The following is an 11,083-nucleotide window of genomic DNA, read 5'->3' as shown; positions in this document are numbered from 1 at the left end:
TAGACCCTTTTGTCCGTTTTCACCCATAGTTCACCCGCGTGGGGCGGCCGGGTGCTCAGGCCTTGGTGTGGAACTTGAGCTGCGCCGCCTCGAGGCCGACGGTGACGACGAGCTCGACCGCGTCCGCCGCGGCGTCGATCAGCCAGGGCAGGTCCTTGACCTCGGCCTTCGCGAAGTCGCGCAGCACGAAGTCCGCCGGATCCATGCGGCCCGGCGGGCGGCCGACACCCACCCGGACTCGAACGTACTCCTTGGTACCCAGCGCCTTGGTGGTGTCCCGGAGGCCGTTGTGGCCGCCCTCGCCCCCGCCGCGCTTGAGCCGGACGTCCGCGAAGGGGATGTCGAGCTCGTCATGCACCAGGACCGTCCGCTCGGGCGGGACGTCGTAGTACTTGGCCAGCGCGGCGACCGGTCCGCCCGACACGTTCATGTACGTCGTCGGCTTGGCCAGCACCACCCGCGGTCCCGGCGCACCGCCCGGGAGCACCCCGAGGCGCGCCTCGGCGACCGCGGCCTGCGGGCGGCGCGAGAGCAGCCCGGAGGCCCGGGTGCCGAACGTGGCACCCGCCCGGCGTGCCAGCTCGTCCAGCACCATCTGGCCGACGTTGTGACGGTTGCCGGCGTACTGCGGGCCGGGGTTGCCGAGGCCGACGACCAGCCAGGGTCCGTCGCTCATCGGGTTCTCCTCGTGCGGGGTTCGTGCGGGAACGACGACGCCCGGCACCATCGGAACGGTACCGGGCGTCGAAGGGAAAGCTGAGCGTCAGCCCTCGGGCAGATGGTCGGTCCGAGCCTGCGCTCCGCTCCGGGCGAGTGCCGCTCCGCGACCCTCACCCTTCACTGCGCTGCGGCTCAGCCCTCGGACTCCGCGGCGGCCGCGGACGCAGCCGACTGCGACGCCGCGAGCTCGGCCGCGGCCTCCTCGGCGGCGACGTCCTCGGCGGACGCGTGCGGGACGCTCACGGAGACGACCGTGATCTCCGGGTCGGTCAGCAGCACCGAGCCGGCGGGCAGCGTGACGTCGCCCGCGTTGACGCTGTTGCCGCCCTCGAGACCCTCGATGGAGACCTCGACCTCGGTGGGCAGGTGCGTCGCCTCGGCCTCGAGGGACAGCGTCTGCGTCTCGACGACGTGGATGGTGCCGGGGGCGGACTCGCCGACGATCGTCACGGGGACGTCGACCGAGACCTTCTCGCCCTTCTTCACGATGAGCAGGTCCACGTGCTCGATCGTGTTCTTGACGACGTCGCGCTGGACGTCCTTGGTGATCGCGAGCGTGGTCTTGCCGTCGAGCTCGATGGCGAAGAGCGCGTTGGCGTGCTTGACCGCGAGCATCGTCGCGTGGCCCGGGAGGGCGACGTGCAGCGGGTCCGAGCCGTGCCCGTACAGGACGGCAGGGATCTGGTCGGTGCGACGCAGGCGGCGCGCGGCACCCTTGCCGAACTCGGTGCGGGTGGTGGCGACGAGCTTGACCTCGGACACGTGTACTCCCCAGTGCTGACGTCGGCGTAGTGGACGCGACGTGGCGGTTGATTGGTGGCGACGCGACACGGAGGCCGGCGACGCGTTGAACGCAGATGTGGTGGCCTCGACGCGGGACGCAGGACGGGCACGCGGAGGCGCTCGCCCAGTCGATCACGGAGCGCAGGTGGTCGTGGACCTTCGTCGACCGTCCTTCGTCCCTCGCCGAGGCAACCTGGAGAGACTACCCGGTCGGAGCCGTGCTGCCCAACCCGCTCGTCAGCGGCCCGCGTGATCCTCGTCCGCCCACGCCCAGCGCACCGTCACCGAAGCGGTCACCGCCTGCACGCCCGGCTCGACCGGCACCGCCATCGCCGCGGTCATGCCCTTGGCCCGGCCGAGGAACACCGGGGCGTCGCCGGAGCCGCCCTCCTGCACCCACTGCACCTCGCCCAGCCGCCGGCCCGCGAGCCCGGCCCAGTGGCTGCCGCGGGTCACCGCGTCGGTCCACGCGGCCTCGCGCGCCAGGGACCGCGCCTCGGTCGGGTCGCTCACCTCGAGCCGGATGCCGTCCATGCGCGCGGGCTCGCCGCCCGCGCCGACCGCGGCGGCCACCAGGTCGCCCGCCGACCCGACGTCCCGCAGCCGGACCTGCAGGCCGAGCCGGGCCACGACGCGGGACGAGCCCAGCGCGGAGCCGTCGGTCCACGTGCTCGACTGCGTCGTGCGCAGGGCGTGGTCGTCCACGCCGGCCTCGCGCAGGACGGCGCGCATCCGGTCGATGCAGTCCGCGGCGAGGCCCAGCGCGCGCTCGGCGTCCACCGCGCGGGCCTCGGCGCCCAGGTCCGCGATCGCCACGTCCGGGACGGCGTCCGCCGCCCCCGAGCCCGTGACGGTCACGCCGCCGCGCGGCCCTCGACGACCGCGCTGCTCGTCGTCGTGGCCGCTCATGGCGTCAGGCCTGGCCGTCGAAGAGGGACGTCACCGAGCCGTCGTCGAACACCTCGCGGATGGCGCGTGCGATCAAGGGGGCGATCGACAGCACCGTCAGCTGCGGGAAGCGGCGGTCCTCGGCGATGGGCAGCGTGTCCGTGATGACGACCTCGCGCGCGCCGCAGCCCTGCAGGCGCTCGACCGCGGGGTCGGAGAGCACGCCGTGGGTGGCCGCGACGATGACGTCCTTGGCCCCGGCCTCCAGGATCACGCGGACCGCGCCGGCGATCGTGCCGGCCGTGTCGATGAGGTCGTCGACGAGCACGCAGCTGCGGCCCTCGACGTCGCCGACCACGCGGTTGGCCACCGTCTTGTTGGGGCTGCGGATGTCGCGCGTCTTGTGCACGAACGCCAGCGGCCCGCCGCCCAGCTTGGCGGCCCACTGCTCGGCCACGCGGATGCGCCCGGCGTCGGGCGAGACGACCGTGACGTTGGTGGTGTCGACGCGGCTGCGCACGTACTCCGTGAGGATCGGCATGGCCCACAGGTGGTCCACCGGGCCGTCGAAGAAGCCCTGGATCTGCGCGGCGTGCAGGTCGACGCTCATCAGCCGGTCGGCGCCGGCGGTCTTGAACAGGTCCGCCATGAGGCGTGCGGAGATCGGCTCGCGGCCGCGGTGCTTCTTGTCCTGGCGGGCGTACCCGTAGAACGGCGCGACGACCGTGATCGTCTTGGCGGAGGCCCGCTTGAGCGCGTCGACCATGAGCAGCTGCTCCATGATCCAGGTGTTGATGGGCGACGCGTGGGACTGCAGGACGAACGTGTCGGCGCCGCGCACCGACTCCCCGAACCGCGTGTAGATCTCGCCGTTGGCGAACTCGTAGGCCGTGGTCGGCAGGAGCTCGATGCCCAGGTGGGCCGCGACGCTGGTGGCGAGGTCGGTGTGCGCGCGCCCCGAGAGGAGCACCAGACGCTTCTCGCCGTCCGAGGAGATGATCCCGGTCATCGTGCGGAGTCCTTCGTGTTCGGGCCGGTGGAGTCGGGACGTGCGGGCGGTGGCGTCGGTGGTGCGTCGGCGGCGGCCGCGGAGGCGCGCTCGCGCTCGGCGCGGGCCTGGGGCGACAGGTCGTCGTCGGCCCCGGGGCGGCGGACGACGGCGTTCGCGGCGGCCGTGCCGGCCCGCGCCCGGGTCACCCAGCCCTCGATGTTGCGCTGCGCGCCGGCGCTGACGCCGAGCGCGCCGGACGGCACGTCGCGGCGGATCACGCTGCCGGCCCCCGTGTACGCGCCGTCGCCGATGGTGACGGGCGCGACGAACATGTTGTCCGCGCCCGTGCGGGCGTACGAGCCGATGGTGGTGCGGTGCTTGTTCACGCCGTCGTAGTTGACCGTGACCGACGCCGCGCCGATGTTCGTGTGCTCGCCGATCGTCGCGTCGCCCACGTAGGAGAGGTGCGGGACCTTGGAGCCGGTGCCGATCTGCGCGTTCTTGGTCTCGACGAACGTGCCGATCTTGCCCGCGTCGCCGAGCACCGTGCCCGGGCGCAGGTAGGCGAACGGGCCCACGCTGGCGTCCGCGCCGATCACCGCGAGCAGGCCGTGCGTGCGCACGACGCTGGCCCGGGGGCCCACCTCGACGTCGGTCAGCGTGGTGTCGGGGCCCACGGTCGCGCCCTCGCGCACCACCGTGGCGCCGTGCAGCTGGGTGCCGGGCAGGAGGGTCACGTCGCGCTCGAGCTCGACGTCCACGTCCACCCAGGTGGTGGCCGGGTCGACCACCGTGACGCCCTCGCGCATCCAGTCCTCGAGGATGCGGCGGTTCATCTCGGCCCGCAGCACCGACAGCTGGACGCGGTCGTTGACGCCCTCGACCAGCACCGGGTCGTCGGTGCGCAGTGCGCGCACGTGCCCGCCGTCGGTCCGCGCGATCGCGAGGACGTCGGTCAGGTACACCTCGCCCTGCGCGTTGTCCCGGCCGAGCCGGCCGAGCGCACCGCGCAGCACGTCGGCGTCGAAGACGTAGATCGAGGAGTTGATCTCGGTGATCGCGCGCTGCGCGTCGTCGGCGTCCTTCTCCTCGACGATGCCCAGCACGTCACCCGTGCCGGGCTCGCGCAGGATGCGCCCGTAGCCGGTCGGCTCGGCCACCTCGGTGGTGAGCACCGTGACCGCGTTGCCGTCGGCGTGGTGGGCCGCGAGCAGCTCGTGCAGCGTGGCGGCGTCGAGCAGCGGGACGTCGCCCGCGATGACGACGACCGCGCCGGCCACCTGCGCGTGCGTGGCGGAGCCGGCGCTGGTGTCCTTCGCCGCGTCGGCCTGGGCGGCCGCGTCGAGGGCCGTCATGGCCACCTGGACCGCGCGGCCCGTGCCGGGGATCTCGTCCTGGTCGGCGAGCAGCGCCTGCGGGTCCAGCTCGCGGACGTGCGCGGCGACGCGCTCACGCTCGTGGCGGACGACCACCAGGACGCGGCCGGGGTCGAGGGCTCGGGCCGTGGCGAGCGCGTGGCCGACCATGCTGCGGCCGGCGAGCGTGTGCAGGACCTTGGGAGTCGCCGAGCGCATCCGGGTTCCTTCACCTGCGGCGAGGACGACGACGGCGGCCGGGCGGGGGAACGTCACCTGGGGGTGCTCCTCGCGGATCTGCCCGGGTCTCGGGCGGCGGATCTCGTGCGCACCGTGCACTCTACCCGCGCGCGGAGGTCGCTCCGGCCGCGCCGGGGTCCTCGGGCGCCGGGGTGAGGGAGCGGGGCGGCGGGGGCACCACGCGCCGCAGGCGGACGATCCGGACGCCGGTCGCCACCGCACCGACGGCCGCGGCCACCATCACCGCGACGCGCACGCCGACCTCGGGCGCACCCACGGCGAGGTCGACCACCTGGGACACCACCACGAAGACCAGCACGCCGAGCAGGAGGTACGGAGCACGCGTCCCGCGCGTCGTCGCCATGTTCCGCACCGTACCGCTCCGCCCCCAGGATTCGAACCTGGACTGCACGGCTCCAAAGGCCGGCGTGCTGCCGTTACACCAGGGCGGACCGACGCCCGACGCGTCGTGGCCGCCAAGTCTGCCAGGCAGGACGGGACCCTCACGGCATGATGGGCGCGTGGCCACCGACAGCAAGCGCGCACCCCGCTCCCGCATGACGGGGACGCAGCGGCGGGCCCAGCTGCTCGACGTCTCGCGCCGCCTGTTCGCCGAGAAGGGGTTCGACGGCACCAGCGTCGAGGAGATCGCCGCCCGCGCCGAGGTCTCGAAGCCGGTCGTGTACGAGCACTTCGGCGGCAAGGAGGGCGTCTACGCGGTCGTCGTCGACCGCGAGATCCAGGCCCTGACCAGTGCCCTGAGCGGCGCGCTCGAGGGCGGCGGGCACCCGAAGGTGCTGGTGGAGCGCACGGCGCTCGCCCTGCTCGGGTACATCGAGGCGTCGGAGGACGGGTTCCGGATCCTCGTACGGGACTCCCCTGTGGCGCAGGCGACCGGCACGTTCTCGAGCCTGATCGGCGACGTGGCCACGCAGGTCGAGCACCTGCTGGCCGACCAGTTCAAGAAGCAGGGCCAGGACCCCAAGACAGCGCCGATCTACGCGCAGATGCTGGTCGGCATGGTCGCGCTCACCGGTCAGTGGTGGCTGGACGCCCGCAGCCCCAGCAAGAACGTGGTCGCCGCGCACCTGGTGAACCTCGCGTGGAACGGCCTGTCCGGCCTCGAGCGCCGGCCCACGCTGACCGGCAGCGTGTGAGCCGGATCTCTGTCGACGTCGAGTAATCTCGCGTCATGGTGGCACGCACGTCCCCGGACGCCCCGGGGTCCCGCGACGAGGTCGACCGGATCGTCCTCGCCTGGCAGCGCGAGCGCCCGGACCTCGACGTCCGCCCCCTCACGGTGCTCTCGCGGGTCAGCCGCCTGGCCCGGCACCTCGACCTGGCCCGCCGGTCGGCGTTCGCCCGGCACGACCTGGAGACGTGGGAGTTCGACGTGCTCTCCGCCCTGCGACGGGCGGGCGCTCCGTACCGGCTCTCCCCGGGGGCGCTGCTCACCCAGACGCTGGTCACCAGCGGCACCATGACCAACCGGATCGACCGCCTGGCCGAGCACGGCCTGGTCGAGCGGCAGCCCGCGCCCGACGACCGCCGCGGGGTGCTGGTCCAGCTCACGCCCGCCGGCCTGGCCCGGGTCGACGCGGCGTTCGCCGACCTGCTCGACGTCGAGCGCGGCCTGCTGGGCGACCTCGACGAGGCCGACCGCGACCGGCTGGCCGACCTGCTGCGCGAGGTCACCGCGCCGTTCGACGCGTCGTGAGGGCATGACGGCGGCGCGGTCCGCCGCGCGAGGGCTCCTGCTCGCCGCCGTCCTCCTGTACGCGCTCAACCTGCGGGCGCCGATCACCGCCCTGGCACCCGTCGTCGACGACGTCCGGGCCGACCTGGGGCTGAGCGCCGCGGGCGTCGGCGTGCTCACGGGCATCCCCGTGCTGTGCTTCGCGCTGGCCACGCCCCTGATGGCCGTGCTGCTCGGGCGGCTGGGCACCGGGCGGGTGGTCGCGGCGTCGCTGGTCACCGTGCTGGCCGGCACCCTGCTGCGCTCCGCGGACGGGTTCGGCACCGCCCTCGTCGGCACCGTGCTGATCGGCGTCGCCATCACGGCCGGCAACGTCGCCGTCCCCGTGGTCATCGGCCGCGACTTCCCCGGCCACGTGCCCCGCGTCACCGGCCTGTACACCGCCGCGCTCAACGGCGGCAGCGTCCTGACCACCACCCTGACCGCCCCGCTGGCGGCCGTGGTCGGCTGGCGCTGGGCGCTGGCGTCCTGGGGGCTGCTCGCGGTCGCGGCCCTGGTGGTGTGGCAGCGGGCGTACCCCTTCAACCGGGCCGAGCCCGCCGTGCTGGTGGCCACCGCGGCGGCGCCGAACGTGTGGCGGCGGCCGGTCACGTGGTTGCTCGCGGTCGCGTTCGCCGGTCAGGCGTTCGGGTACTACGCGGTCAGCGCCTGGCTCCCGTCGCTCCTGCACGACACGCTCGGGCTCGAGCGGGCCGCGTCGGGCGGCGCCGCGGCGCTGTTCCAGCTGTTCGGCATGGTCGGCGGCATCGCCGTGCCGATCGCGCTCGGTCGGCGCGCGCCGGTGGCGGCCGTGTCGGCGGCGATCGCCGTCGGCTGGCTCGCCCTGCCGCTCGGCCTGCTGCTCGCGCCCTCCGGGTGGGCGCTCTGGTGCACGTTCGCGGGCGTGGCGCAGGGCGGCAACTTCGCGGTCATCTTCACCGTGATCGCGTCGACCGCCCGGTCGCAGGCGGCGGCGCGGCGCATGTCCGCGACCGTGCAGAGCATCGGCTACGGCTGCGCGGCCCTCGGGCCCAGCGTGCTCGGCGCGGTGCACAGCTCGAGCGGGGGCTGGACGGCGCCGCTGCTCGTCGTCCTCGCGGCCCTGCTGACCATGGGGACCGCCTCCGCCCTGGCGCTGCGCAGCATGCGTCGCGAGGGCTAGGCACGCGCTCCCCGGCCCGTGCCACCATGCACGGGTACCCGGTCGCCGACGACGAGGAAGGCCGCTGATGCTCACGCAGGTCGCCGAGGGTGTGCTGGTCCACGAGAGCGTCTTCTGCCAGAGCAACGCCGTCGTCGTGCAGGGCCCGGACGGCGTGCTGCTCGTCGACGCGGGGGTGTATGGCGACGAGCTGGCGTGCCTCGTCGAGGACATCCAGGAGCTGGGCCAGTCCGTCGTCGTGGGCTTCTCGACGCACCCCCACTGGGACCACCTGCTGTGGCACCCCGGGCTCGGCGACGCACCGCGCTACGGCACCGCGCGCTGCGCGGCCACGGCGGCCGACCGGCTGTCGGGCGGGGTGGCGGCGGTCGCCAGGCTCGTCGGCATCCCCGACGAGGTGCCGCTCGACCTGCTGGGCGGCATCACCGGCCTGCCTGCCGGTGCGACGCGGATCCCCTGGCACGGGCCCGCGGTGCGGATCGTCGAGCACGACGCGCACGCCCCCGGCCACGCGGCCCTGCTCGTCGAGGAGCGCCGTGTGCTCGTCGCCGGCGACCTGCTGTCCGACGTCCTGGTCCCTCTGCTCGACCTGCGTGGCACCGCCGACCCGCTCGGGGACTACCTCGCCGCGCTGCGGCTGCTCGACGGCGTCGCGGGCGAGGTCGACGTCGTCGTCCCGGGCCACGGGTCGGTCGGGGGCCGGGACCAGCTGCGCGACCGGATCGACCTGGACACGGCGTACCTGCTCGCCCTGCGTGCCGACGAGGTCCCGAGCGATCCGCGGGTCGGCCCCTCGGCCCGGGCCGGCTGGGACTGGGTCGCCGGCACGCACGAGCGGCAGCTGGAGCAGCTCGCCCAGAGGCAGGCCTAGCCGACGACCTCCGCGGCCTCCATCCAGGCCGTCTCCAGCTCGTCCTTCTCTGCGGCGAGCGCGCGCAGCTCGGCGTCGAGGGCGAGGACGGCCTGGTGGTCGGTGGCCTGGTCGGACATGCGCTGGTGCAGGACCGCCTCCTGGTCGGCGATGCGGGACAGCCGGCGCTCGATCCGGGCGATCTCCTTGCGGGCGGTGCGCAGGTCGGCCGTCGAGACCGCCGCCGGGGCCTGCGTGCTCGCGGGCCGCGCGTCCAGCGGGGACGACGTCGTGGCGGTCGCGGTGCGCCGCAGGTCCAGGTACTGCTCGACGCCGCCGGGCAGCTGGCGCAGCAGGCCGTCGCCCAGCAGCGCCATCTGCGTGTCGCAGACGCGCTCGAGCAGGTAGCGGTCGTGCGAGACGACGATCAGGGTGCCGGGCCAGCCGTCCAGCAGGTCCTCCAGCGCGGCCAGGGTGTCGGTGTCGAGGTCGTTGGTCGGCTCGTCGAGCAGCAGCACGTTGGGCTCGCCGACGAGCAGCCGCAGCAGCTGCAGCCGGCGGCGCTCGCCGCCCGACAGGTCGCGCACGGGGGTCCGGGACCGCTCGCGGTCGAACCCGAGCCGCTCGACCAGCTGCGCCGCGGTCAGCTCCTTGCCGCCGACGACCACCGAGCGCTTCTCGCTCTCGATCACCTCGATCACGCGCAGCCCGGCCAGCTCGTCGAGGTCCTCGACGTCCTGCGTCAGCTCCGCCACCTGCACCGTCTTGCCGCGCTTCACCCGGCCGGTCGTCGGCTGCTGGCGGCCGGACAGCAGCCGGAGCAGCGAGGTCTTGCCGGCGCCGTTGACGCCGACCAGCCCGACCCGGTCGCCCGGGCCCAGGCGCCAGGTGATGTCGTGCAGCAGCACCCGGTCGCCGTAGACCACCGAGGCGTCCTCGATGTCGAGCACGTCCTTGCCCAGCCGGGCCGTGGCCATGCGCGTGAGGCTCAGCTGGTCGCGCGGGGGCGGCTCGTTCTCGATCAGCGCGTTGGCGGCGTCGATGCGGAACTTCGGCTTCGACGTCCGCGCGGGAGCCCCCCGGCGCAGCCACGCGAGCTCCTTGCGCAGCAGGTTCTGCCGCTTCTCCTCGGTGGTCGACGCGGTCCTCGCCCGCTCGGCGCGCGCCAGCACGTACGCGGCGTAGCCGCCCTCGTACTGGTCGACCCCGCCGTCGTGGACCTCCCACGTGCGCGTGCAGACGGCGTCGAGGAACCAGCGGTCGTGGGTGACCACGACCAGCGCGCCGTTCGACCCGGTGTAGCGCTCGACCAGGTGGGCGGCCAGCCACGCGACGCCCTCGACGTCGAGGTGGTTCGTGGGCTCGTCCAGGACGAGCACCTCGTCGTCGCGCACCAGCAGCGCCGCGAGCGCGACCCGGCGGCGCTGGCCGCCCGACAGCGTGGCGACGTCGGCGTCGAGCGCGACGTCCGCGAGCAGCCCGGCGTGCACCGAGCGGATGCGCGAGTCGGTGGCCCACTCGTGCTCGTCGGCGGACCCGTGCACGACGTCGAGGACGGTGCTGCCCGCCAGCAGGTCGTCCCGCTGCTCGAGCACCGCCACCCGGACGCCGCCCGCGCGGGTCACGCGGCCGTCGTCGGGCGGCTGGAGCCCGGACAGGACCCGCAGCAGGGTCGACTTGCCGGCGCCGTTGGGCCCGACGACGCCGATCCTCTGGCCGTCGTCGAGCCCGAGGGAGACCTGGTCCAGCAGGGTGCGCGTGCCCAGCGTGAGCGTGACGCGGTCAGCGCCGAGAAGGTGAGCCATTTGCAGGAAGGCTACCCGCAGACGGGCGCTCGCCCTGGCTCCGCGGCGGCAGCGGGAGCGGGACTCAGCGCGCCAGGAACGCCGCGAGCGCCTCGAGGATGCCGCGGAAGCCCTCCTCACGTCCGCTGCCGTCCTCCTTGCCGTCGAGGTACACGCCCTGCTCGGTGAACGTGACGCGGGTGCCGCCGTCGACGGCCTCGAGCTCGGTCGTCGTCAGGCTCGTCGACAGGTGCGCCCCGTCCACCCACATGTCGTACGTCGACACGATCCGCTCGCGCTCGACGATGTCGGTGTAGGTGGCGACGTAGCGGCTGGTCGGGCCGCCGTGCCACTGGCCGTCCTGCACGGCCTGGCCGCCGACGCGGAAGTCCTCCGAGGCCTCGGTCTGGTTGAAGTTCTCCTCCGCGCCGAACCACTGCGCGTGCTGCTCCGGGACGGCGAACGCGTCCCAGACCCGGTCGATCGGTGCGTCGAAGGTGCGCTCGACGACGAACGTCGCGTGCGCGATGCTGCTGCTGGTCTGCGTGGTCATGAGGTCGTTCCTCTCGTGGGGT

Annotated in this window: 12 protein-coding genes and 1 tRNA gene; 4 read left to right on the top strand and 9 right to left on the bottom strand. The window is 74.1% G+C overall.

Annotation, left to right across the window (positions count from 1 at the left end):
* Positions 1-55: 55 nt before the first annotated feature.
* From pth to AB5970_RS08435, 7 genes are all read right to left on the bottom strand, one after another.
* Positions 56-676, bottom strand: a complete 621-nt coding sequence (pth, locus tag AB5970_RS08465; protein WP_370503488.1) for an aminoacyl-tRNA hydrolase — start codon at positions 674-676, stop codon at positions 56-58.
* 176 nt (positions 677-852) lie between these two features.
* Positions 853-1,482 (bottom strand): 50S ribosomal protein L25/general stress protein Ctc, encoded by a 630-nt coding sequence (locus AB5970_RS08460; RefSeq protein ID WP_370503487.1) that lies wholly within the window; start codon positions 1,480-1,482, stop codon positions 853-855.
* Positions 1,483-1,740: 258 nt separating this feature from the next.
* Positions 1,741-2,412, bottom strand: coding sequence for an SIMPL domain-containing protein (locus AB5970_RS08455; protein ID WP_370503486.1), 672 nt, complete (start codon positions 2,410-2,412; stop codon positions 1,741-1,743).
* A gap of 4 nt (positions 2,413-2,416) precedes the next feature.
* A complete protein-coding gene (locus tag AB5970_RS08450; RefSeq protein WP_370503485.1) occupies positions 2,417-3,400 on the bottom strand; it encodes a ribose-phosphate diphosphokinase in 984 nt (327 codons plus the stop codon).
* Positions 3,397-5,013, bottom strand: coding sequence for a bifunctional UDP-N-acetylglucosamine diphosphorylase/glucosamine-1-phosphate N-acetyltransferase GlmU (gene glmU / locus AB5970_RS08445; RefSeq protein WP_370503484.1), 1,617 nt, complete (start codon positions 5,011-5,013; stop codon positions 3,397-3,399). The genes AB5970_RS08450 and glmU overlap by 4 nt, the downstream gene beginning before the upstream one ends.
* 64 nt (positions 5,014-5,077) lie before the next feature.
* Positions 5,078-5,341, bottom strand: a complete 264-nt coding sequence (locus tag AB5970_RS08440; protein ID WP_370503483.1) for a hypothetical protein — start codon at positions 5,339-5,341, stop codon at positions 5,078-5,080.
* A 16-nt stretch (positions 5,342-5,357) separates the two neighbouring features.
* Positions 5,358-5,429 (bottom strand) — tRNA-Gln (locus AB5970_RS08435).
* A 105-nt stretch (positions 5,430-5,534) separates the two neighbouring features.
* Here AB5970_RS08435 and AB5970_RS08430 point away from each other — a divergent pair.
* From AB5970_RS08430 to AB5970_RS08415, 4 genes are all read left to right on the top strand, one after another.
* Complete coding sequence (locus tag AB5970_RS08430) at positions 5,535-6,134, top strand: TetR/AcrR family transcriptional regulator (RefSeq protein WP_370503568.1); 600 nt, start codon at positions 5,535-5,537, stop codon at positions 6,132-6,134.
* A gap of 35 nt (positions 6,135-6,169) precedes the next feature.
* Entirely contained in the window at positions 6,170-6,694 is a 525-nt protein-coding gene (locus tag AB5970_RS08425) for a MarR family winged helix-turn-helix transcriptional regulator (RefSeq protein WP_370503482.1), read from the top strand.
* Positions 6,695-6,698: 4 nt separating this feature from the next.
* Positions 6,699-7,874, top strand: a complete 1,176-nt coding sequence (locus AB5970_RS08420; protein WP_370503481.1) for an MFS transporter — start codon at positions 6,699-6,701, stop codon at positions 7,872-7,874.
* A gap of 67 nt (positions 7,875-7,941) precedes the next feature.
* Positions 7,942-8,745 carry an MBL fold metallo-hydrolase gene (locus tag AB5970_RS08415; protein WP_370503480.1) on the top strand — a complete coding sequence of 268 codons (804 nt, stop codon included), beginning with the start codon at positions 7,942-7,944 and terminating at the stop codon, positions 8,743-8,745.
* Here the strand turns inward: AB5970_RS08415 and AB5970_RS08410 are convergent.
* Positions 8,742-10,529 (bottom strand): ABC-F family ATP-binding cassette domain-containing protein, encoded by a 1,788-nt coding sequence (locus AB5970_RS08410; protein ID WP_370503479.1) that lies wholly within the window; start codon positions 10,527-10,529, stop codon positions 8,742-8,744. The genes AB5970_RS08415 and AB5970_RS08410 overlap by 4 nt on opposite strands.
* 64 nt (positions 10,530-10,593) lie before the next feature.
* Positions 10,594-11,061 carry an SRPBCC family protein gene (locus AB5970_RS08405; protein ID WP_370503478.1) on the bottom strand — a complete coding sequence of 156 codons (468 nt, stop codon included), beginning with the start codon at positions 11,059-11,061 and terminating at the stop codon, positions 10,594-10,596.
* Positions 11,062-11,083: the final 22 nt, after the last annotated feature.

This window comes from Cellulomonas sp. ICMP 17802 (assembly GCF_041295535.1).
In the GTDB taxonomy this organism is placed as follows: Bacteria; Actinomycetota; Actinomycetes; order Actinomycetales; family Cellulomonadaceae; genus Cellulomonas.
This window is presented reverse-complemented; position numbering and strand designations above follow the sequence as displayed.

Excerpts from the sequence above, each read along its gene's own strand:
- AB5970_RS08455 (WP_370503486.1), bottom strand. The coding sequence starts at position 2,412 with ATGAGCGGCCACGACGACGAGCAGCGCGGTCGTCGAGGGCCGCGCGGC.
- AB5970_RS08420 (WP_370503481.1), top strand. The coding sequence starts at position 6,699 with ATGACGGCGGCGCGGTCCGCCGCGCGAGGGCTCCTGCTCGCCGCCGTC.
- AB5970_RS08415 (WP_370503480.1), top strand. The coding sequence starts at position 7,942 with ATGCTCACGCAGGTCGCCGAGGGTGTGCTGGTCCACGAGAGCGTCTTC.
- pth (WP_370503488.1), bottom strand. The coding sequence starts at position 676 with ATGAGCGACGGACCCTGGCTGGTCGTCGGCCTCGGCAACCCCGGCCCG.
- AB5970_RS08425 (WP_370503482.1), top strand. The coding sequence starts at position 6,170 with ATGGTGGCACGCACGTCCCCGGACGCCCCGGGGTCCCGCGACGAGGTC.
- AB5970_RS08450 (WP_370503485.1), bottom strand. The coding sequence starts at position 3,400 with ATGACCGGGATCATCTCCTCGGACGGCGAGAAGCGTCTGGTGCTCCTC.
- AB5970_RS08440 (WP_370503483.1), bottom strand. The coding sequence starts at position 5,341 with ATGGCGACGACGCGCGGGACGCGTGCTCCGTACCTCCTGCTCGGCGTG.
- AB5970_RS08430 (WP_370503568.1), top strand. The coding sequence starts at position 5,535 with ATGACGGGGACGCAGCGGCGGGCCCAGCTGCTCGACGTCTCGCGCCGC.
- AB5970_RS08410 (WP_370503479.1), bottom strand. The coding sequence starts at position 10,529 with ATGGCTCACCTTCTCGGCGCTGACCGCGTCACGCTCACGCTGGGCACG.
- AB5970_RS08405 (WP_370503478.1), bottom strand. The coding sequence starts at position 11,061 with ATGACCACGCAGACCAGCAGCAGCATCGCGCACGCGACGTTCGTCGTC.